The following is a 20,537-nucleotide window of genomic DNA, read 5'->3' as shown; positions in this document are numbered from 1 at the left end:
CAGCGCCTTACCACTCGAAGATCTTCCATGAGGGAATGCGCAGGCCGTTGGGGTTGTCGGCCCGGGTGAAGTTGCCATCATCGTCCACGGCGACCAGAAAATAGGGCGCACCGTTCTTCGGCGTGATCTTGATCGCATAGAGGAAGCCGTTCATGCGGTACTCCTCGATGGTCTTGTCGCCCTCCTGACGAATGGTCACATCCGGCTCGCCGGTGAGTGGCGGTTCTTGTGCCATTACGGCGAAACTGGCGATCAATGTCAGTGCAGCCAACCCGCGGCCAATCATGCGTGTCATGTTAACCTTGTCCTTTAGTGGAATGACGTTAAGGTCATTCTAGCCCCTTTTTCTTCTGGAACGCTGACCTGACGCATGACTGACTCCATTGCCCCGCTGATTCTCGTTGACGGCTCCTCCTATCTGTATCGGGCCTTCCACGCGTTGCCGCCGTTGACCACCTCCACCGGCAAGCCCACTGGCGCGGTCAAGGGCGTGCTCAATATGCTCAAGAGCCTGCGCAAACAGTACCCGGACAGCCCTTTTGCGGTGGTTTTCGATGCCAAGGGGCCGACCTTTCGTGATGCCTTGTTCGAGAATTACAAATCCCATCGCCCACCCATGCCCGACGATCTGCGCCTGCAGGTCGAGCCGCTGCATGCCAGCGTCAAGGCCCTTGGCCTGCCGCTGCTGTGCATCGATGGTGTCGAGGCCGACGATGTGATCGGTACCCTGGCCCGGCAGAGCGCCGCGCTGGGCTGTCCGGTAGTGATTTCCACGGGTGACAAGGACATGGCGCAGCTGGTCGACGACCACATCACCCTGGTCAATACCATGACCGGCACGGTGATGGATGCGGATGGCGTGCGTGAGAAGTTTGGTATCGGCCCCGAGCTGATCATCGATTACCTGGCGCTGATGGGCGACAAGGTAGACAACATCCCCGGCGTACCGGGGGTGGGCGAGAAAACCGCGTTGGGTCTGCTGACCGGCCTGGGCGGCGGCATGGATGTGATCTACGCCAACCTGGACAAAATTGCCGAGCTGCCGATCCGCGGTGCCAAGAAGCTGGCGGAGAAGATGCTCGAACATAAGGACATGGCCTATCTGTCCCACCAGTTGGCGACCATCAAGGTGGATGTGGAGCTGGACGTGCGGGTCGACGCCCTGCATCCGACCGAGCCCAACCGCGAAGCGCTGATCGAGCTGTATCGCAAGCTGGAATTCAAGAACTGGCTCGACGATCTGCTGCGCGAGGCGAAAGCTGCCGGCGAGGCGGTGGAGGCGCCGAACCAGGCGGAGGCGGTCGAGCCGGAATACGAGACCATTCTCGACCAGGCGCGCTTCGATATCTGGCTCAACCGGCTGCAGAACGCCACGCTGATCGCCTTCGATACCGAAACCACCAGCATCCATGCCCAGCAGGCGGACCTGGTCGGCATCTCCTTTGCGGTCAGCCCCCACGAAGCGGCTTATGTGCCACTGGCCCACAATTACATGGGTGTGCCTGACCAACTCGACCGCGACCAGGTGCTGGCGGCGCTCAAGCCCGTGCTGGAAGATCCGGGCAAGCGCAAGGTCGCGCAACATGCCAAGTACGACATGAACGTGCTGGCGCATTACGGTATCCAGGTGCAGGGCGTGGCGTTCGATACCATGCTCGAATCCTACGTGCTGGACTCCACGGCCACCCGCCACGATCTGGACAGCCTGGCGCTGAAATACCTGGGCACCGGCACCGTGCGGTTTGAGGATATTGCCGGCAAGGGCGCAAAACAGCTGACCTTCGACCAGATCGCGCTGGAACAGGCCGGCCCCTACGCCGCCGAAGACGCCGACCTGACCCTGCGCCTGCACCAGACCCTGTGGCAGAAGCTGCAGGGCATCACCTCCCTGGCCAAGGTACTGGAACAGATCGAGATGCCGTTGGTGCCGGTGCTGGCCCGCATCGAGCGCAGCGGCGCATTGGTCGATGCCAAGCTGCTGGGTATCCAGAGCCGCGAGCTGGGCGACAAGATGGTCGCGCTGGAGCGCCAGGCCTTCGAACTGGCCGGCGAGGAATTCAACCTCGGCTCGCCGAAGCAGCTATGTGCCATCCTTTACGAGAAGCAAGGCCTGCCGGTGATCTCCAAGACCGCCAAAGGCCAGCCATCCACTGCTGAATCGGTACTCGCCGAGCTGGCCGACCAGGGCTACGAGCTGCCCCAGGTGATCATGCAATACCGCACGGTGAGCAAGCTCAAGAGCACCTACACCGACCGCCTGCCGGAACAGATCAACCCGCGCACCGGGCGCATCCATACCAGTTATCACCAGGCGGTCACCGCGACCGGCAGGTTGTCCTCCTCCGACCCGAACCTGCAGAACATTCCGATCCGCAGCGCCGAGGGCCGGCGCATCCGCCAGGCCTTCATCGCACCGCCCGGCTACAAGATCATGGCCGCGGACTATTCGCAGATCGAGTTGCGCATCATGGCGCATCTGGCCCAGGACGAAGGCCTGCTGGATGCCTTTCGCAAGGGCCTGGACGTGCACCGGGCCACCGCGGCCGAAGTCTTCGGCGTGGCTCTGGATGAGGTCAGCAACGACCAGCGGCGCAGCGCCAAGGCGATCAACTTCGGATTGATCTACGGCATGAGCGCCTTCGGCCTGGCCAAGCAGATCGGTGTCGACCGCAAGCAGTCCCAGGATTATATCGACCGCTACTTCACCCGCTATCCCGGGGTGTTGCGCTACATGGAAGACACCCGCGCCCAGGCGGCGGAGAAGGGCTTCGTCGAAACCCTGTTCGGTCGGCGCCTGTACCTGCCGGAGATCCACTCGAAGAACCAGGCCATGCGCAAGGGTGCCGAGCGTACCGCGATCAACGCACCGATGCAGGGCACCGCCGCCGATATCATCAAACGCGCGATGATCGAGGTTGACCGCTGGTTGCAGAGCTCGGGGCTGGATGCCCGGGTGGTCATGCAGGTGCACGACGAACTGGTGCTGGAGGTCCGCCAGGATCTGCTCGATCAGGTCAGCGCCGGCCTGTGTGAACGGATGAGCGCCGCGGCTGAGCTGGACGTGCCGCTGCTGGTTGAAACCGGCATCGGTGACAACTGGGACGAGGCCCATTGACCGGCAAGAAATAATTTTCAGCGGCCGGGGAACTTCCCCGGAAACCGCCCGGTCAGAGACTATGAATGGCCAGTCAAGCCCTTCATGCTCCTTAGATGTGATTTAGTGTTGGCAGAATACCGGGCATCCCTTTCCTAGCACAGCCCGGTTGTTGAACCCCGAACCTTCCCTCCCCATAGAAGTTCGGGGTTTTTTTTGCCTGTTATTCGGTGGCTGCCGGCTGGTCTTCGTCCTGCTCGGTATCTTCGGCGGGGTACAGCCAGCTCTCCAGCACCGCATGGGCCTCGTCGATACCCTGGCGTTTGGGCGAGGAGAACAGCTGCACGCTGGCGCGGTTGCCGAATTCCTTGCGTACCGTGCTCTGCACCTTGAGCAACACGCCCTTGGCCGCGCCGAAGGACAGTTTGTCGGTCTTGCTCAGCAGGATATGCGCCGGCAGGCCGGCAACATTCGCCCAATCCAGCATCATGCGGTCGAAGGCCGACAGTGGATGGCGGATATCCATCACCAGCACCACGCCGGCCAACGAATCCCGTTGGGTAAGATAGGCGTCCAGGTGTTTTTTCCAGTGCTCCTTCAACTCCAGCGGCACCTTGGCGTAGCCGTAGCCGGGCAAATCGACCAGGCGATGGGTATCATCGAGGGCGAAGAAGTTGATCAACTGGGTGCGCCCCGGGGTTTTCGAGGTCCGAGCCAAGCGCGCGTGGGTCAGGGTATTCAATGCACTGGACTTGCCGGCATTGGAACGCCCGGCAAAGGCGACTTCGTAACCCTGGTCTGGCGGGCATTGGTCGACCTGGCTGGCGCTTTTGATGAAGCTGGCTTGTTGGCAGAGAATGGGGAGCGGTGTGGCTGGGGGCATGGAATATCCGGTTTGTGTGGTAGGGTCAAACGGGAACAGACCCTAGATGCATTCACGTCAGCGGCTAGCTTAGTATATAATGCCGCGGTTTAATATCGTGGCAGGCACTGCGACAGTATGGCCATTGCGCTGCTTCCGAGGGGCGGCTAGCATGGGCGCTTATTCGAGCCGGCCTGTATTACTGTTGCCAGGCGTCGAGGCTGTCTGCACATAACGCGGTCATCGAGACCGGACGCGGACCAGGCCTGATTTTTCTTTTAGCCGTAATTGGATTAGCCGATGAATAAATTACTTGTAAGTCTGGTGTTATCCCTCGGTGTGGCCGGTTCGGCCCATGCGCTGCAGGGTGATGCCGAAGCCGGTCAGGGCAAGGTGGCCGTCTGTGCAGCCTGTCACGGAAACGATGGTAACAGCATCATGCCGAACTGGCCGAACCTGGCCGGTCAGGGCGAGCGCTATCTGCTCAAGCAGCTGGTCGAGATCAAGGAAGGCGTACGAGTGGTGCCGGAAATGACCGCCATCGTGGCTAACATGAGTGATCAGGACCTGGCTGACGCTGCAGCTTTTTATGCAGCGCAAACGCCGGCTCGCGGCGTTGCCGATCCCGAGCTGGCGGCACGTGGTGAAGCCATCTACCGTGGCGGCGACCTTGCCACAGGTCTGCCGGCTTGCACTGGTTGCCATTCACCGACTGGCCAGGGCAACGACCCGGCGGCCTACCCGCAGCTGGCTGGGCAGCATGCCACCTACACTGCCAAGCAGCTGACCGACTTCCGTGAAGGCGACCGGGTCAACGATGGTGATGCCATGATCATGCAGACCATCGCTTCGCGTTTGAGCAACAAGGATATCGAGGCCGTTTCGAACTATATCCAGGGTCTGCGTTGATCCCAGTTGCGCTGCAATAGCTGGTGTTAAAAAAAGGGTGGCTGCGGCTGCCCTTTTTTGCGACTGTAGAAAACCCAACCGGCTTGCGGAATAGCGCACCGGGGAACCTTTTTGCCATCATGATGGCCTGAATGTCACAGAAAGATTGTCTGGAGAGATACATGCGCAAGTTGTTGACTGTTGGATTGGTATGGCTGATGGGCAGCCTGGCAATGGTTCAGGCTCAGGAAACCCAGTACAAGGCCGGCGTGCATTACGTCGAGCTGCCCGCCGTGGCGCCGACCCAGGAGCCGGGCAAGATCGAAGTGGCCGAACTGTTCTGGTACGGCTGTGGTCATTGCTTTACCTTCGAGCCGATCATCGGCGAGTGGAAGAAAACCCTGCCCGAGGACGTACACTTCCGTCCCGTCCCCGCTTTCTTCGGCGGCGCCTGGGACACCCATGGCCAGCTGTTCTACACTCTGGAAAGCATGAACCAGCTGGGTGACGCCCACGCAGCGGTATTCCAGGCTATCCACAACCAGGGCAACCGCCTGGCTGACACCGATGCCATGGTCAAGTTGCTGGCACAATACGGCGTCGATGAAGATGAGTTCCGCAAGACCTGGGCGTCCGCCGGCGTGAACCTCAAGATGAGCCAGGCCAAGCGACTGGCCAAGGCCTATCGCGCCACTGGCGTACCCACGCTGATCGTCAACGGCAAATATCGAATCGAAGGCGGCATGGCCGGCAGCTTCGAGGAAATGCTGAAAATCGCAGAATACCTGGTGGATCAGGAACGTTCCTGACCAAGGATGCTTTGATGATTGCAACGGGCAATATTCCATGGCGACGCGCTACTCAGGGTTCCATGGCGCCCGCCTGCCTGCAGACCAATCCGAACTGGGCCTGCGGTGATACTGAACAGCCGCTGCCCGATGTATTGCGGCTGCTCAGCTTCAACATCCAGGTGGGTATCAACACCCAGCGCTACCATCATTATCTGACCCGTGGCTGGCAGCATGTGCTGCCCCACGCGCGGCGCCAACACACCCTCGGGCAGATCGCCCAGCTGCTCAACGACTTCGACGTCGTTGCGCTGCAGGAGGTCGATGGTGGCAGCCTGCGTTCGGGCTTCGTCAATCAGGTGGAGCATCTGGCGAAGGAAAGCCAGTTCCCCTTCTGGTATCAGCAGCTCAATCGCAATCTCGGGCGCTTCGCCCAGCACTCCAACGGGTTTCTCAGCCGCTACCAGCCGAAACTGCTGGAAGACCACAAGCTGCCCGGCATGTTGCCCGGTCGTGGTGCGATTCTCACCAGCTTCGGCCAGGGCCCGGACAGCCTGTTGGTAGTGATGATGCACTTGGCGCTAAGCACCCGTACCCGCGCCAATCAGTTGGCTTACATCCGCGAGCGCATCGCCGATCATGCCCATGTGGTATTGATGGGGGACATGAATACCCATGCCGAAGACCTGCTGGAGCGCTCACCGCTGAGCGGCAGCAATCTGCACACTGCCAGCCTGCCCGGCACCTACCCGAGCTGGAAGCCGGCCCGCGTACTGGATCACATCTTGCTCAGCCCCAGCCTCAACATCGAGCAGGTGGACGTGTTGCCGCAGCCGATCTCCGATCACCTGCCGGTGTCCATGCACATCCGCCTGCCGCCCAGCCTCTGCCACCTCCCGACGCCAGCGGTAGATTGATGCGCTGGCGTTGGTCGCGCCCGGTTCATACACTCTCCGGGCTGCTGTTGATCTGTCTGGCACTGGCCGGCTGCAGTCGTGGCCTGGTGATCGACACCAGCCATACCGCCCGTGGTCAGGATAGCCGCGTGCAGTATGTGATCCTGCACTACACCTCCTCGAACTCGGCCCGGGCGCTGAATACCCTGACCCTGGGTGAGGTCAGCAGCCATTACCTGATCGATGCCAATCCGCCGACCATCTACCGCCTGGTGGACGAGAACCGCCGTGCCTGGCACGCCGGTGATAGTAGCTGGCAGGGCCGCACCTGGCTCAATGCCAGTTCCATCGGCATCGAGATCGTGCACCCCGGCTACCATGACACCTCCGAAGGGCGCCAATGGCAGCCCTGGGATCAGGCGCAGATCGACCGGCTGATTCCGCTGTTGCAGGACATTCTGCAGCGGCACGGCCTGCCGCCGGAGCGGGTTATTGGCCATAGCGATATAGCACCGCAGCGCAAACTTGATCCCGGGCCGCTGTTCCCCTGGCGGCAACTGGCCGAGGCGGGCGTAGCCATCTGGCCTGATGCGGCGCGGGTAACGCAGTATCAGCATCTGCTGGGCGGCCAGACGCCGCCCCTGGCCTGGTTCGAGATGGCCCTGGAGCGCTTTGGTTACAGCCTGGCGGCGCGTCCCGGACAGACCAATGCGACCCGCAATGTGATCGCCGCCTTCCAGATGCGTTTTCGTCCGGCCCGCCATGATGGTCTGCCGGACGCAGAGACCGCTGCCATACTGGCGGCACTGGTTCCCGGCAGTTTTGCCGAGATCAGCCGCGTCAGCGAATTCACTGTACCCCCCGCCCCCACGATCACCCTACCCTGACCAAGGAACACTCCACCCATGCTCAATGGAATCTGGCTGAGCTTCTTCCTTGCTGCCTTCGCTGCCGCGCTCTGGCAATGGCTTGGGATGGGCGACAGCGAGGTATTCAGCCGGTTGGTGGCGGCGCTGTTCGATATGGCCCGGCTCAGTGTCGAGATCGTGCTGGTATTGGTCGGCACCATGACCCTGTGGCTGGGCTTTCTGGCGATCGCCGAGAAGGCTGGATTGATCCGCCTGCTCGCGCGCGTGCTGGACCCGCTGTTCCGCCGGCTGATGCCGGAGGTACCCAGCGGGCATCCGGCGCTGGGGCATATCAGTATGAACTTCGCCGCCAATATCCTCGGTCTGGACAACGCCGCCACGCCCATCGGCATCAAGGCCATGCACTCGCTGCAGGAACTCAATCCGCAGAAGGATACCGCCACCAACGCGCAGATCCTGTTCCTGGTGCTCAACAGTTCATCGCTGACTTTGTTGCCGGTGACCATTTTCATGTATCGCGCGCAGCAGGGAGCGACCGACCCGACCCTGGTGTTCTTGCCGATTCTGCTGGCGACCACCGTTTCCAGCCTGGTCGGCCTGCTGACCGTGGCCTTCATGCAGCGCCTGCGCCTGCATGATCCGGTGGTGCTGGCCTATCTGCTCGGCGGGGCAGCCGCGCTGGGCCTGTTACTCACCACCCTCGCCGGTATGTCCGCCCAGGCGCTGGCTGCCACCTCGTCGCTGGTCGGTAACCTGACCCTGTTCGGCATCATCATCCTGTTTCTGGGCGTGGCGGCCCTGCGCAAGGTCAAGGTCTATGACACCTTCATCGAGGGCGCCAAGGAGGGCTTCAGCTTCACCATCTCGCTGCTGCCGTTTCTCATCGCCATGCTGGTGGCCATCGGCGCACTTCGTGCCAGTGGCGTGCTGGACGCCGGGCTGGAAGGCATCCGCTGGCTGGCGGAAGGGTTCGGCTGGGATACCCGCTTCATCGATGCCCTGCCCACCGCCTTCATGAAACCGCTGTCGGGCAGTGGCGCGAGGGCAATGATGATCGAGACCATGGACACCTTCGGCGTCGACAGCTTCCCGGCGCTATTGTCGGCGACCTTCCAGGGCAGCACGGAAACCACTTTCTACGTAATCGCGGTGTATTTCGGCGCGGTCGGTATCACCCGCATCCGCCACGGCCTGGGCTGCGCACTGACTGCCGATCTGGCCGGTATGCTTACCGCCATCGGGGTGTGTTACTGGTTCTTCGGCTGAGGCGCCCTGCTAAGCTGTAGAGCAGAACCCTGATTGGAGGCCCCATGCCCGCACCGCGTTTTGACCAGTTGCACCGCCAGCCCGGCCCGTATTTCGTGGCCTTGGGCGGTGCGGGGATGTTTGGGGCTAACCTGTATCTGTACGGCTCCGGTGGCGAGTGGATCGCCATCGATTGTGGCTTCGCCCTGGAGTCCACGCCCAGCGGGGACAGCCGTGTGGCCGTTCCGCTCATCGAGGCGCTGGAAAAGCACGATATCAAGCTCAGTGCGCTGTTGATCACCCATGGCCATGAAGACCATATCGGCGCCATTCCCTACCTGTGGCGCCAGCTCGGCTGTCCGCTGTATGCCAGTCCCTTTACTGCCCGGCTGATCCGCAACAAGCTGGCGCAGAATCTGGAATGGCCGCCGTTGCATGAGATCCGGCCGCTGGAGCCTATCGGGCTCGGTGCCTTCCAGGCTGAATGGATACCCGTCACCCACTCGATTCCCGAATCCCACGGCATTCTCTTGCAGGTAGCCGGCAAGCGCATCTACCACAGCGGCGACTGGAAGCTCGATGCCCAGCCGCTGGTGGGTGAACTGACCGCCGAGGGACGGCTGCGTGCCATCGGCCGTGAAGGCGTGGACGTGGTGATCGGCGACTCGACCAATGCTCCGGGCAGTGGCGCCAGCCGATCCGAAGCGGCGGTGCAGGACGGCCTGTCGGATGCGATTCGCCCCTGCACCCAGCGGGTGGTGGTTACCTGTTTTGCCAGCAACCTGGCACGGCTGCACAGCCTGGCGGAAATCGCCTTCGATACCGGCCGTTACGCCGGCCTGCTCGGTCGCAGCCTGGTCAGCATGCACAGTTTTGGCAGGGCACATGGTTATCTGCGGGCCCGTCCGGGGTTTATCGGCCCCTGGGAGTTGGGTTTTCTGCCGCGCGATCAGCAGTTATGGATCTGTACCGGCAGCCAGGGCGAGCCGGCTGCCGCGCTGGGCCGGTTGGCGGCGGGCAGTCATCCGCACCTCACCCTGGCGCCCGGCGATACCGTGGTGTTCTCCTCACGGCTGATTCCCGGTAACGAGGAAGCGCTGGAGCGCATCAAGCATAACCTGCTCAGGCAGGACGTGCACATCATCGATGACGACATGGCCCCCATCCACGCGTCCGGCCACCCACCCCAGGAAGATCTGCGCCAGCTATATGGTTGGCTGCGGCCGCGCTATCTGCTGCCGGTGCATGGCGAGCCTTACCATCAGCAGGCCCACATGGAGTTTGCCCGCGGTCTGGGTATCGGTGGGCTGGTACCGGGTAACGGCGATCTGATCGACCTGAGTGGTCAGCCTTGTCGGGTGGCTGAGGTGCCGTGGGGGTTGATCGAGGTGCAGCGGTAGATCCCCCGCCCCCCTCAGAAACTCTGTTCCTTGATCTTCTGCCACAACATCCCCAACGCCAGCAATGGCGAGCGGAACAGTTCGCCCCCGGGAAAGGCCATATGCGGCACCTGGCTGAACAGGTCGAACCCGCGACTGGCCTGGCCGGTCATGGCCTCGCCGAGGATGCGGGCGGCCAGGTGGGTCGCGTTGACGCCGTGGCCGGAGTAGGCCTGGGCGTAGAACACGTTGGGCTGATCGGGCAGGCGGCCGATCTGTGGCAGGCGATTGGCGCCGATGCCGATCATGCCGCCCCACTGGTAATCGATACGGGTGGCCTCCAGCTGCGGGAAGACCTTGAGCATCTTCGGTCGCATGTAGGCGGCAATGTCCGCCGGGTCACGCCCCGAGTAATGGCAGGCACCGCCGAACAGCAGACGCCGATCGGCAGACAGCCGGTAGTAATCCAGCGCCACGCGCTGATCACAGAGCGCCATGTTCTGGGGAATCAGCTCGGCGGCCAGTTCGGGTGACAGCGGTTCGGTGGCGATCAGGTAGCTGCCGGCGGCAATGACCTGGCTATCGAGGCGACGCTGCAGGCCGCTGTGGTAAGCGTTGCAGGCGAGCACCAACTGGGCGGCGCGTACCCGTCCTCGGTCGGTGTGCACGGTGATGGTCGAGCCATGATCAATGGCGGTCACCGCCGAGCGCTCGAACAACCGCACGCCCAGCGACTGGGCCGCTGCTGCTTCGCCCAGGGCCAGGTTCAGCGGATGCAGGTGCCCCGAGCCCATGTCGATCAGCCCACCGACATACCGATCAGAGCCGACCACGCTGCGCATCTGGTCGGGCTCGACGATTTTCAGTTCATGCTGATAGCCCAGCGACAACAACTCGTCCCGATCAGCGCGAAAGGCGTCGAGATGGCGCGGCTTGTTTGCCAGGTCGCAATAGCCCCAGGTGAGATCGCAATCGATGGCGAACTCGGCCACGCGCTCGCGGACGATGTCGACCGCTTCGATACCCATCAGCTTGAGATCGCGCACGCCCTCCGCGCCGATGACACCGGCAAACTGATCGACGTCATGGCCGACGCCGCGGATCAACTGGCCACCGTTGCGGCCGCTGGCACCCCAGCCAATCCGCCGCGCTTCCAGCAGCACCACCGAGAGCCCGCGTTGGGCCAGTTCGATGGCGGTATTCAGCCCGGTAAAGCCGCCGCCGATGATGCACACATCGGCCTGTTCCTCGCCTTCCAGTATCGGCAAGAGCGTCTCGCGGTTGCGTGAGGCAAGGTACCAGGAGTTGGGGTAATCGGCGGAATGGATGGTGTGGCGTGACATGGAAGCTCCGTCGCACAGCGGAAATACAGACCGGCAGGATAACGGCAATTGTCCTGCCACAGAAGCCCTGGCATGCCGTGGCGCCGGAGCAGCGGACATTGCTCGCGGCTTTTGTCGGGATAATTTGCTATTCTTGCCGCCAGCGACCTCCCGCCGCACCCATCGTTTCAGTACTTACTTGCCTGTGGACCTGCCATGCGCCCAGCCTATGCCCTGATCGACTTATCGGCCCTGCGCCATAATTACCGTCTGGCCAAACGCCTGACCGGCTGTAACGCCCTGGCGGTGGTCAAGGCCAACGCCTATGGCCACGGGGCGCTGGAGTGCGCCGCTGCCCTGAACGAGGATGCTGATGGTTTCGCGGTCGCGGCGATCGAGGAGGCACTGGCCCTGCGCGAAGCGGGTCACCGGCAACCCATAGTGCTGCTCGAAGGCTGGTTCGAGGCCGCCGAGCTGGAGCTGATCTGCCGCCATGATCTATGGCCGGTGGTGCATCACCACGGACAGTTGGCTGACCTGCGCGAAGCGAACCTGAGTCGGCCGCTGCAGGTCTGGTTGAAGCTCGACAGCGGTATGCATCGTACCGGCTTCTCTCCAGTTGAGTATCCGCAGATCTGGCGTGAATTGCAGGCCAGCAACAAGGTCGCCAGCCTGACCAAGATCACCCACTTTGCCCGGGCCGATGAACCGGAAACCGGCCGAACCGAGGAGCAGCTGGAGACCTTCGCGCAAGCGACCGCAGGGCTCGACGGCCCAGCCAGCCTGAGCAATTCCGCCGGCGTGCTGGCCTGGCCCAGCGCCTATGGCGATTGGGTCCGGCCCGGCATCATGCTGTACGGGTCCAGCCCCTTCGACTTTGCCCAGGAGCAGGCCGCGCAGCTGCGGCCGGTGATGCAGCTGGATTCGAGGGTGATCGCGGTACACAACATTGCGGCGGGCGAACCCATCGGCTACGGCTCGCGGTTCGTCACCCGCCGGGCGAGCCGCATCGGGGTGGTCGCCATGGGGTATGCCGATGGTTATCCGCGTCATGCGCCGGACGGCACACCGGTACTGGTGGACGGCCAGCGCACCTGCATCAGCGGGCGGGTCTCCATGGACATGCTGACGGTGGATCTGACCGGGCTGCCGGGTAGCGGGCTGGGCAGCCACGTACGGCTTTGGGGCGATGGGCTGGATGCCGGCGAGGTGGCCAGCCATGCCGGGACCATTTCCTACCAGTTGTTCTGCAATCTGAACCGGGTACCGCGGCGCTATCAGGTCTGATTCCGGCAGGGGGCTGCGTTGAAAATAATGCACAGCCGTGCAATCATGCGGCCCACCTGATCCCATCTGTATTGCCCAGAGGATTCCGACCTTGGATGTTGGCGCCCGACTGAAAACCATCCGCAAACTCAAGGGCCTGTCCCAGCGCGAGCTGGCCAAGCGCGCCGGTGTCACCAACAGCACCATTTCGATGATCGAGAAGAACAGCGTCAGCCCCTCGGTCAGTTCCTTGAAAAAGGTACTGGCGGGGATCCCCATGTCGCTGGTCGAATTCTTTGCCGTCGAAGCGCCCGCCGATCAGCCGCGCAAGGTGGTCTATCGCACCGGTGAGCTGTTGGACATCGGCAGTAATGAGGTGATCATGCAGCTGGTCGGCAAGGATCACCCCGACCGCAGCCTGTCTTTCCTGCGCGAGACCTACCCGCCCGCCGCCGACACCGGGCCGGATATGCTCAGTCATCAGGGCGAGGAAGCAGGCATTGTGGTGCAGGGCCGGTTGGAGCTGACCGTGGGCGCGGAGATTCATGTTCTCGACACCGGGGATAGCTACTACTTCGAGAGCAGCCAGCCGCACCGCTTCAACAATCCCTTCGACGAACCCTGCGTATTGATCAGCGCCACTACCCCGGCGAATTTCTGAGACTCAATTCGGCGGGAAGGTGCTCAATACCCTGGCGGCCCGCTCGTGCATTTCCTGATTGCGTTCCAGGGGTGTATGGCGCTCGCGCACCGTCTGGCTGTCGCTGCCACGCCAGACCAGCCGCCCATCGCTGGCGTCAAGCATGTCAATCTGCAGCGTCATGACCTGATAGTCCACGGTGCGGGTCTGGCTGTATCCGGGGCCGCCCCAGTAAGGCCCCCAGTAGCCCCAGCCGCCACCATAGTGCGTGGTGACGTTATCCCGACGGGTTTCCAGCACCACCGAGGCGCGGACCTTCAGGTCAGCGGTATTCGCTGGCTGGGCTGGTCGTAGGCCGCGTACATCCAGCTGGGCGGCGACCGCTTCGAGGACGCGCTGGCTGGTGAGATCACTGGTCAGGCGCGGATCATTGGCTGGTGCGTAGGTCACCGGCGGATCGGCCCAGCTCCAGGTCTGGTACTGGCTGAAATCCCGGCTCAGATCATAATCTGCACGGGGTCCGGTGGCCTGGCAGGCCCCCAGCATCAGCAGCGACAGCAGGATCATAAAGCGCAACATGGGAAACCTCGGCTGCGTCAGTGGTATATGGAATCAGACTGCCAGGGCAGGTGATGGTTCTGTACCCAAGCTACACCAGCGGCAGCAGCAATTGGAAGCGTGCGCCCTGTCCCGGATGCGATTGCAGAGTAATCTGACCGCCATGCAGTTGCACTATCTCCCGGCACAACGCCAGGCCCAGACCGGCGCCGCCCCGGCTGGCGCCGATCTGCACGAAAGGCTCGAAGATGCGTGCCTGCTGGCCATAGGGGATCCCCTCGCCATCGTCTTCGACCGCCAGTAGCAAGCGCTCATCCTGCACCGCGGCGTGCAACCGCACTGCGCCGCCCGGGTGGCTGTGGCGGATGGCGTTGGCCAGCAGATTGTCCAGCACCCGCTCGATTTGCAAGTGATCCAGTTGTACCTCCGGTAGATCGGTCGCGGCCTGCACCTCCAGCGTCAGCCCTTTCGCCTCGGCCTGCCCCAGGAACCGCTCGCGGGCACTGGTCAGCAGCGCATCGATCGCGCACGGGCTGCGTTCGAGTTTCTGCAGACCGTTCTGGTAGCGAGAGAAGTCCAGCAACTCGTTGATCAGCCGCACCAGGCGGTGCATTTCCTCATCCACGGTCCGTAACAGTTCACCTTCCCGTGACCCGGCCGGAAACTGCAGGCGTTCCAGCAACAGGGCAAAGGCCATGTGCATGCCGGCCACCGGGGTGCGCAGCTCGTGAGAAGCGCGCAATACAAATTCGCTGCGGATACGCTCGAAAGCGCGCTGTTCGGTGACGTCATGCAGCACCATCACCATACCCAGCAGCCGCCCACCGGTATGGCTGACCGGCGTGATGCTGTAGGTCAACAACCGCGATTCGGCATGCACCTGCACCTGCAGGTCGCCCAACACCCCGCTTTGGGTGGAGCCGCGGGCTACCTGCCACAGTTGCTCGTCCAGTTCCGGGCGCTGCAGGGCCTGGCTGGCGCTGAGGCCGAGCTGGCGGGTATCGCAACCCAGCTGGCGCCCGGCCACTGGGTTGAAATGCTCCAGGCGGCCGCTGCGATCGAAAATCAGCAAGCCATCATCGATGCTGTCGAGTACTGCCTGTAACCGCCGCTGTTCGGCCAGCAGCGCTTCCACATCGCTGTGACGAAACTGCTGTAGCGCCGCCGCCATCAGACCGAAGCGCCGGCTCAGGGTGGCCAGCTCAGCGACCGGGGTGACGGGTAGGGTGACGCTGAAATCGCCCTTGCCAATCAGGTTGGCCGCGTCGGCCAGCGCCTCGATTGGCCGGCCGAAGCGTTGCGCGATGCTGTGGGCGGTCACCAGGCCCAGCACCAGTACCGCCACGCCAACCAGACCGAGCAACCCGGCGATCAACCAGGCGCGTTCACGGGCGTTCTGCTCCCCGGCGCGCAGTTCCACCAGATAGTGCATGAGCATCCGGTCGATGTGGTTGTGAATGGTACTGAAGTGGCGGCTGAACTCGTCACTACCGAGAATCTGCTGGCGCACTGTCAGCGGCTCGGCGAGCAGGTTCTCGAATACCGCATAAGCCTCGGTCAGCTCTGTCAGCGTCTGGTGTTCGGTCTCATGCCGGGCTTCCTTCCGGGCCTCGGCCAGCCACTCTTCGAAGCGGGCGTCGGCGGTGCGGATGGCGGTCAGATCCGGTTCGTCGACCAACAGCAAGGCCAGTTGCCGGTTCAGTTCCTGGCTCAGTCCGGTGGCGGCCTCGATACTGCCCAGGGTGCTGGTCATGGCCTGACTCTGGGCGCGGGTGAGATGCAGCACACTGAAGATACCCAGCAGCAGCCCGATCAGCGCCACCGTAAGCAGTGCGCCATTACTGAGAAACAGCCGGCTGCGCAGTTTCACAGGCCGAGTTGCTTGCGTTTGCGATAGAGCGTGGACGCGTCGATGCCCAGTGTGCGTGCTGCCTGATCCAGCGTCTCGCTATTGCCAAGCACGGCAGTGATGTGAGCGCGTTCCAGCTCTTCCAGACTGAGTTCCGCGCCGGCCCGGGGCACGCTGTCGAGTGGCGGAGCATCGAAACCCAGGTGCGTGAGATCGACCAGCTCTTCGGTGCAGATGATGCTGGCGCGCTCGATCATGTTGCGCAGCTCGCGGATATTGCCCGGCCAGGAATGCTGTTGCAGTGCCGTCAGGGCCGCGTCGCTGAAACCGCGGGCGGGGCGGCCATAATCGCTGACGAAGCGTGCGAGAAAGCGCTCGGCCAGCTCGGGAATATCCTCGACGCGTTCGCGCAGCGGCGGCAGTGTCAGGGTGATGACATTGAGACGGTACATTAGGTCCTCGCGGAACGCGCCGGCAGCAGCCATCTCCGCGAGGTTGCGATTGGTCGCCGATAGAATGCGCACGTCTGCATGGCGGGTCTGGGGATCGCCGACGCGCTCATACTCACGATCCTGAATAAAGCGCAGCAATTTGGGCTGCAGGGCCAGGGGAAAGTCGCCGATCTCGTCCAGGAACAGGGTGCCACCGTCGGCCTGACTGACTCGGCCCAGGGTATTTTCCGTGGCGCCGGTGAAGGCGCCACGGGCATGGCCGAACAGTTCGCTTTCCATCAGCTCGGCGTTCAGTGAGGGGCAGTTGACCGTGACGCAGTCATGCTTGCTGCGCTTGCTCCAGCCATGAATGGCTCGCGCCAGTTCGCCCTTGCCCGTGCCGGATTCGCCGAGAATCAGGATATTGGCATCGGTATCAGCCACCTGGCGCGCGGTATCCAGTACCGAGCGCATGCCTGGGCAGCGGGAGTCGAGATCGGCCCCGGCAGCGGCGGTTTCCTGCTCCAGCGTCTGTAAACGGGCCGCCATGCGGCTGGTTTCCAGTTGCCGTGCGGCGGCCAGGCGCAACTGCTCGGGACTGCAGGGTTTGACCAGATAATCCGCCGCACCCGCCTGCATGGCATTGACCGCGGTATCGATTGCCGAGTGGGCGGTTACGATCACCACCCGCATCCAGGGAGCCAGCACTCGCAGCCGGGACAGCACTGTCAGGCCGTCATCGGCACCCAGCCGCAGATCGAGAAAACAGAGATCGAATACCTGCCCCTGGACCAGCGCCTGCGCCTGATCGCCGGAGCTGGCTGTGGCAATGGCGTACCCCTCGTCCTCAAGACAATAGCGAAAGGTGCGCAAGATCGCCGGTTCGTCATCGACCAGCAGAATGCGGCCTTCTTTATTGGGTGTTTGCATGATCCGCTCCGTAGGCTGCCCCTGTGTGGTTAGTCACCGCTGCGTCATGCAAGTTGCACGATATTCTCTGGCCCTTCCTGCAATTTGCACGGCTTCGAAATCGTGGTGCATTAGATAACTTATTGATTTTAATTGAATTAGCGTAAAGCCAAAAGCTGGCATGACTGCTGCAACGGTATAAGGGAAAGGCCTTTACGGCCGCTGAAAGAGGAAGTCACTATCATGCATGCCTTGAAAAAACTCGCCATTGCCACCGCCACCGTCGGTGTCATCGCCCTGAGCCCGATGGCAGCGTATGCAGAGGATGGCGATATGAGCCGTCAGCTGACCGAAGCGCGTCAGGAAGGCTCGGTCTGGACCGCCTTCGCTCTGAACCGCCACCTCAGCCCCTTCAGCATTGATGTTGAGATCGAGAACGGCGTTGCCGTGCTTACCGGTGAGGTCGAATCGGAGGTTGACCGCGATCTGGCCGAGCAGGTAGCCCTGGGTGTGGAAGGCATCCGCGAAGTGGACAACCAGCTCAAGGTCGAAGGCGAGACCGCCGATCGCGCTGCCGATGATAGCGGGGCCGCCTTCTCCACGCGTTTCAACGATGCCACCACCACGGCAACCGTGAAGTCGAAACTCTTGTGGAATCGCAACACCGAAGGGCTGGACATCAATGTTGGCACTCGTAACGGGGTGGTGACCCTGCAGGGCAACACCGACTCAGCGGAATCGAAGGAACTGGCCGAGCGGCTGGCGCGCAATACCGAAGGTGTTCGCCAGGTCGACAATCAGCTGGAGGTCAATGCCGAAGCGGGCACGGCCGACAAGGCGCGGGACAAGGCGGATCAGGCTGGTGCAGCTATCAGCGATGCCTGGATCAGCAGCAAGGTGAAATCCAGTTTCCTGTTCAACAACAGTCTGGATGGGCTGGATATCTCCGTGGATACCAAAGGCGGCCAAGTGACCCTGGGCGGTCGGGTGGCCACATCGGCAGAGAAGGATCTGGCCATTGAAATCGCGGAAGACATCCGCGGCGTGCAAGGCGTCAATGCCGATTCACTGCAAGTCGGGAATGAAGGCTGAATCCGGCATATCAACTAATTGAGGAGAACTGCCATGTTAAGTTGGGCTATTACTTTTCTGATCATCGCCATCATCGCTGCGGTTTTGGGTTTTGGTGGTATCGCAGGCACTGCTACCGGGATTGCCAAGATTCTATTCGTGGTCTTTCTGGTGCTCTTCGTCGTGTCCTTCATCATGGGTCGTCGACCCAAGCTATAGGGCACAACAACTGAAGCGCAAACTCGAACCGGTCACTTTGTGGCCGGTTTTGCGTTGGCATCATCTGGAAAACGTACGCGCACCAACAGACCACCCAGTGCCCCCTGCTCCAGGCTGATCTGCGCCCGATGTGCACGGCAGATTTCGCCGACGATGGACAGCCCCAGGCCGCTACCAGTACCGCCTTGCCGATAGAAACGTTCGAAAACCCGGTTGCGCTCGGTTTCCGGAATACCCGGCCCGGTATCTTCGACCTCCAGGCAGGCGCCAGCGGTGAGCCGCAGAATGATCTGCCCACCCGCCGGGGTATGCACCAGCGCATTATCGATCAGGTTACCCAGCAGTTCCTGCAGCAGCGTCGGCTCGCCCCATACGGTAAAGGGCTGCTCGACTTCCAGCGCCAGTTCGACCTGGCGCCCGTAGGCAAGCGGAACCATGGCCATGGCCACATCCTGCACCAGCGGCGGCATATCCACATGTTCGGCGCTGCCATCGGCTACCGCCCGGGCGCCGCGCTCAATGCGGGCCATGGATAACAGGCGGTTGGCCAAGGCGATGGTGCGATCGGTACTGACTTCCGCATCCTGCAAGGCCTGGCGCCAACTCTCGGGCTCGGTCGCGCGCAGACCAAATTCGATGCGTGCCTTGAGCGCCGCCAGCGGCGTGCGCAATTCATGGGCGGCCTCGGCGATAAAGTCGCGCTGGCGTTCGAAGTTTTCCCTGAGCCGGCCGGTAAAATGGTTGATCGCATCCACCAGCGGGGTGATCTCCCGTTGCAGCCCCTCGGTACTGATCGGACTGAGATCATCGCTGCGGCGCTGGGCCACTTCTTCTTTCACGCGCCGCAACGGACCCAGGGCCGCATTGACCGTCAGGTAGGCCAGCAGCAATGCGCTCACGCTCAGTACGCTCAGATTGATCAGCGAGCGCTGCAGCAGATGACGTGCCATGCCCTCGCGGGCGTTCAGCGTTTCGGCGACCCGGATTTCCGCCATGCCTTGCAGCTCACCGCCGCTGACCGGCTGCAGCAGGCTGACCACTCGCACGCCGGCGCCGTTATATTCCGCATCGTAGAAGCGGGCCAGGGCGGGATAGTCCTGGGTCATGGCAACGCCGGCGGGCGGCGCGGGCAGGTCGTCATAGCCGGAAATGGGTTGGCCATTCAGATCCAGCACCTCGTAATACAGGCGGCCGGTGATGTCGTAGGCAAAATTGTCCAGGGCAATGTAGGGCACATCCACCTGCAGCTTCCCGTCAATATCGAACAGGCGCTCGGCAATGGCCCGGGCGGATGACAACAGGGAGCGATCATAGGCGGTATCAGCGGCCTTGCGCGCGTTCCAGTAAGAGGCGGAGGCGGCCAGGATCAGCAGCACACTGAGCATCAGCACCAGCCGCACCATCAGCCGGCGGCGGAGGCTGCCGGTACTGTGGCTGCGCTTCATTCCGTGGCTTCCAGCAGATAGCCCAGCCCGCGGAAGGTGACGATGCGTACATGACTGCCGTCGAGCTTGCGGCGCAGCCGGGAGATATAGATTTCAATGGCTTCGGGGCTGGCGTCCTGATCCAGACCGAAGACCTTGCTGGCCAGTTGTTCCTTGTTCAGCATCCGGCCTGGCCGGGTGATCAGGTTTTCCAGGACCGCATGTTCGCGCGAGGGTAGCTGCAGCGGGGCACCGTCAAGAGTGAAGCGCCGATCGGTCAGGTCATAGACCAGCGGTCCGCAGCATTGCTGGCGCTCGCCGCCCATCAGGCTGCGCCGCAGCAGGGCGTTGACGCGGGCTTCCAGTTCGCTGAGCTCGAAGGGTTTGGCCAGGTAGTCATCCGCGCCCAGGTTCAACCCGCGTACCCGGTCGCCCACCTCGCCGCGTGCAGTCAGGATCAGTACCGCCAGGGTCTGGCGCCGCTCGCGCAACTGGCGCAAGACCTCGAAGCCGTCCAGGCGCGGCAGGCCGACATCGAGAATGGCCAGGGCATAATCCTCACTGCGCAGCGCCAGATCGGCGGCCACGCCATCGTGCAGGGTGTCCACCGTCAATCCGCCAGCCTTGAGCGCGCGGGTCAGGCTGTCAGCCAGTTCCGGATCATCTTCCACCAGCAGAATGCGCACCCACTTCCCTCCTTCGATCATTTTGACGAGTGTACACCTCCCGTCGGCGGTGACGAAGGTTGCACCCTTGATCAGGTGGGGATGACAGGTTGATGAAAGGTTGCGGCATTAGGCTTCTGGGCGTTAGTCAAATATCACCCT

The 20,537-nt window shown here is 62.5% G+C and carries 19 protein-coding genes; 11 read left to right on the top strand and 8 right to left on the bottom strand.

Annotated features, from left to right (window positions below):
• Positions 1-7: 7 nt before the first annotated feature.
• On the bottom strand, positions 8-295 hold the full coding sequence (locus DHB74_RS11225) for a DUF2782 domain-containing protein (protein ID WP_036991562.1): 288 nt from the start codon (positions 293-295) through the stop codon (positions 8-10).
• Between the two features lie 75 nt (positions 296-370).
• On the opposite strand from DHB74_RS11225, the gene polA reads away from it, so the two are divergent.
• Positions 371-3,115, top strand: coding sequence for a DNA polymerase I (gene polA / locus DHB74_RS11220; protein WP_499161482.1), 2,745 nt, complete (start codon positions 371-373; stop codon positions 3,113-3,115).
• 202 nt (positions 3,116-3,317) lie between these two features.
• Here the strand turns inward: polA and yihA are convergent, their stop codons facing one another.
• A complete protein-coding gene (gene yihA, locus DHB74_RS11215) occupies positions 3,318-3,977 on the bottom strand; it encodes a ribosome biogenesis GTP-binding protein YihA/YsxC (RefSeq protein ID WP_036991558.1) in 660 nt (219 codons plus the stop codon).
• 279 nt (positions 3,978-4,256) lie between these two features.
• Here yihA and DHB74_RS11210 point away from each other — a divergent pair, with 279 nt between their 5' ends.
• From DHB74_RS11210 to DHB74_RS11185, 6 genes are all read left to right on the top strand, one after another.
• Positions 4,257-4,865: a c-type cytochrome gene (locus DHB74_RS11210; protein ID WP_036991556.1), complete on the top strand. Its 609-nt coding sequence runs from the start codon at positions 4,257-4,259 to the stop codon at positions 4,863-4,865.
• A 161-nt stretch (positions 4,866-5,026) separates the two neighbouring features.
• On the top strand, positions 5,027-5,653 hold the full coding sequence (locus DHB74_RS11205; RefSeq protein ID WP_499161480.1) for a thiol:disulfide interchange protein DsbA/DsbL: 627 nt from the start codon (positions 5,027-5,029) through the stop codon (positions 5,651-5,653).
• A 14-nt stretch (positions 5,654-5,667) separates the two neighbouring features.
• On the top strand, positions 5,668-6,549 hold the full coding sequence (locus DHB74_RS11200) for an endonuclease/exonuclease/phosphatase family protein (protein WP_036991552.1): 882 nt from the start codon (positions 5,668-5,670) through the stop codon (positions 6,547-6,549).
• Complete coding sequence (locus DHB74_RS11195) at positions 6,549-7,415, top strand: N-acetylmuramoyl-L-alanine amidase (RefSeq protein WP_136868550.1); 867 nt, start codon at positions 6,549-6,551, stop codon at positions 7,413-7,415. The genes DHB74_RS11200 and DHB74_RS11195 overlap by 1 nt, the downstream gene beginning before the upstream one ends.
• 18 nt (positions 7,416-7,433) lie before the next feature.
• Positions 7,434-8,663: a nucleoside recognition domain-containing protein gene (locus DHB74_RS11190; protein WP_136868549.1), complete on the top strand. Its 1,230-nt coding sequence runs from the start codon at positions 7,434-7,436 to the stop codon at positions 8,661-8,663.
• Between the two features lie 44 nt (positions 8,664-8,707).
• Positions 8,708-10,042: a ribonuclease J gene (locus DHB74_RS11185; RefSeq protein WP_136868548.1), complete on the top strand. Its 1,335-nt coding sequence runs from the start codon at positions 8,708-8,710 to the stop codon at positions 10,040-10,042.
• A gap of 14 nt (positions 10,043-10,056) precedes the next feature.
• Here DHB74_RS11185 and DHB74_RS11180 read toward each other — a convergent pair whose 3' ends face one another.
• Positions 10,057-11,364: an NAD(P)/FAD-dependent oxidoreductase gene (locus tag DHB74_RS11180; RefSeq protein WP_074779070.1), complete on the bottom strand. Its 1,308-nt coding sequence runs from the start codon at positions 11,362-11,364 to the stop codon at positions 10,057-10,059.
• Between the two features lie 195 nt (positions 11,365-11,559).
• Here DHB74_RS11180 and alr point away from each other — a divergent pair, with 195 nt between their 5' ends.
• On the top strand, positions 11,560-12,630 hold the full coding sequence (alr, locus tag DHB74_RS11175; RefSeq protein ID WP_036991545.1) for an alanine racemase: 1,071 nt from the start codon (positions 11,560-11,562) through the stop codon (positions 12,628-12,630).
• Between the two features lie 91 nt (positions 12,631-12,721).
• On the top strand, positions 12,722-13,270 hold the full coding sequence (locus tag DHB74_RS11170) for a cupin domain-containing protein (protein ID WP_036991542.1): 549 nt from the start codon (positions 12,722-12,724) through the stop codon (positions 13,268-13,270).
• Between the two features lie 3 nt (positions 13,271-13,273).
• On the opposite strand, the gene DHB74_RS11165 is transcribed toward DHB74_RS11170, so the two are convergent.
• From DHB74_RS11165 to algB, 3 genes are all read right to left on the bottom strand, one after another.
• Positions 13,274-13,828: a DUF4136 domain-containing protein gene (locus DHB74_RS11165; RefSeq protein WP_499161479.1), complete on the bottom strand. Its 555-nt coding sequence runs from the start codon at positions 13,826-13,828 to the stop codon at positions 13,274-13,276.
• Between the two features lie 70 nt (positions 13,829-13,898).
• The gene (locus DHB74_RS11160) at positions 13,899-15,677 is read right to left on the bottom strand and encodes an ATP-binding protein (protein ID WP_499161478.1); all 1,779 of its coding nucleotides are present in this window, start codon (positions 15,675-15,677) and stop codon (positions 13,899-13,901) included.
• A complete protein-coding gene (algB, locus tag DHB74_RS11155; protein WP_136868545.1) occupies positions 15,674-17,017 on the bottom strand; it encodes a sigma-54-dependent response regulator transcription factor AlgB in 1,344 nt (447 codons plus the stop codon). Before algB ends, DHB74_RS11160 begins: the two co-directional genes overlap by 4 nt.
• Before the next feature lie 222 nt (positions 17,018-17,239).
• Here algB and DHB74_RS11150 point away from each other — a divergent pair, with 222 nt between their 5' ends.
• Positions 17,240-18,088, top strand: a complete 849-nt coding sequence (locus tag DHB74_RS11150) for a BON domain-containing protein (RefSeq protein ID WP_136868544.1) — start codon at positions 17,240-17,242, stop codon at positions 18,086-18,088.
• Positions 18,089-18,121: 33 nt separating this feature from the next.
• Positions 18,122-18,286 (top strand): DUF1328 domain-containing protein, encoded by a 165-nt coding sequence (locus DHB74_RS11145; protein WP_036991535.1) that lies wholly within the window; start codon positions 18,122-18,124, stop codon positions 18,284-18,286.
• A 32-nt stretch (positions 18,287-18,318) separates the two neighbouring features.
• Here the strand turns inward: DHB74_RS11145 and DHB74_RS11140 are convergent, their stop codons facing one another.
• Together DHB74_RS11140 and DHB74_RS11135 are read right to left on the bottom strand one after the other, a co-directional pair.
• Positions 18,319-19,731, bottom strand: a complete 1,413-nt coding sequence (locus DHB74_RS11140; protein WP_499161477.1) for a sensor histidine kinase — start codon at positions 19,729-19,731, stop codon at positions 18,319-18,321.
• On the bottom strand, positions 19,728-20,396 hold the full coding sequence (locus tag DHB74_RS11135) for a response regulator (RefSeq protein ID WP_036992074.1): 669 nt from the start codon (positions 20,394-20,396) through the stop codon (positions 19,728-19,730). The genes DHB74_RS11140 and DHB74_RS11135 overlap by 4 nt, the downstream gene beginning before the upstream one ends.
• Positions 20,397-20,537 lie beyond the last annotated feature (141 nt).

The organism is Pseudomonas sp. G11-1 (genome assembly GCF_024031555.1).
Taxonomy (GTDB): domain Bacteria; phylum Pseudomonadota; class Gammaproteobacteria; order Pseudomonadales; family Pseudomonadaceae; genus Halopseudomonas; species Halopseudomonas bauzanensis.
Note: the sequence above shows the minus strand (reverse complement) of the source record. Positions and strands in the feature narration are given on the sequence as shown.

Coding starts and splice junctions, on each gene's coding strand:
- DHB74_RS11180 (WP_074779070.1), bottom strand. CDS start 11,364: ATGTCACGCCACACCATCCATTCCGCCGATTACCCCAACTCCTGGTAC.
- DHB74_RS11200 (WP_036991552.1), top strand. CDS start 5,668: ATGATTGCAACGGGCAATATTCCATGGCGACGCGCTACTCAGGGTTCC.
- DHB74_RS11205 (WP_499161480.1), top strand. CDS start 5,027: ATGCGCAAGTTGTTGACTGTTGGATTGGTATGGCTGATGGGCAGCCTG.
- DHB74_RS11195 (WP_136868550.1), top strand. CDS start 6,549: ATGCGCTGGCGTTGGTCGCGCCCGGTTCATACACTCTCCGGGCTGCTG.
- DHB74_RS11185 (WP_136868548.1), top strand. CDS start 8,708: ATGCCCGCACCGCGTTTTGACCAGTTGCACCGCCAGCCCGGCCCGTAT.
- DHB74_RS11165 (WP_499161479.1), bottom strand. CDS start 13,828: ATGTTGCGCTTTATGATCCTGCTGTCGCTGCTGATGCTGGGGGCCTGC.
- algB (WP_136868545.1), bottom strand. CDS start 17,017: ATGCAAACACCCAATAAAGAAGGCCGCATTCTGCTGGTCGATGACGAA.
- DHB74_RS11210 (WP_036991556.1), top strand. CDS start 4,257: ATGAATAAATTACTTGTAAGTCTGGTGTTATCCCTCGGTGTGGCCGGT.
- DHB74_RS11145 (WP_036991535.1), top strand. CDS start 18,122: ATGTTAAGTTGGGCTATTACTTTTCTGATCATCGCCATCATCGCTGCG.
- DHB74_RS11225 (WP_036991562.1), bottom strand. CDS start 295: ATGACACGCATGATTGGCCGCGGGTTGGCTGCACTGACATTGATCGCC.
- DHB74_RS11190 (WP_136868549.1), top strand. CDS start 7,434: ATGCTCAATGGAATCTGGCTGAGCTTCTTCCTTGCTGCCTTCGCTGCC.
- yihA (WP_036991558.1), bottom strand. CDS start 3,977: ATGCCCCCAGCCACACCGCTCCCCATTCTCTGCCAACAAGCCAGCTTC.
- DHB74_RS11150 (WP_136868544.1), top strand. CDS start 17,240: ATGCATGCCTTGAAAAAACTCGCCATTGCCACCGCCACCGTCGGTGTC.
- polA (WP_499161482.1), top strand. CDS start 371: ATGACTGACTCCATTGCCCCGCTGATTCTCGTTGACGGCTCCTCCTAT.
- DHB74_RS11140 (WP_499161477.1), bottom strand. CDS start 19,731: ATGAAGCGCAGCCACAGTACCGGCAGCCTCCGCCGCCGGCTGATGGTG.
- alr (WP_036991545.1), top strand. CDS start 11,560: ATGCGCCCAGCCTATGCCCTGATCGACTTATCGGCCCTGCGCCATAAT.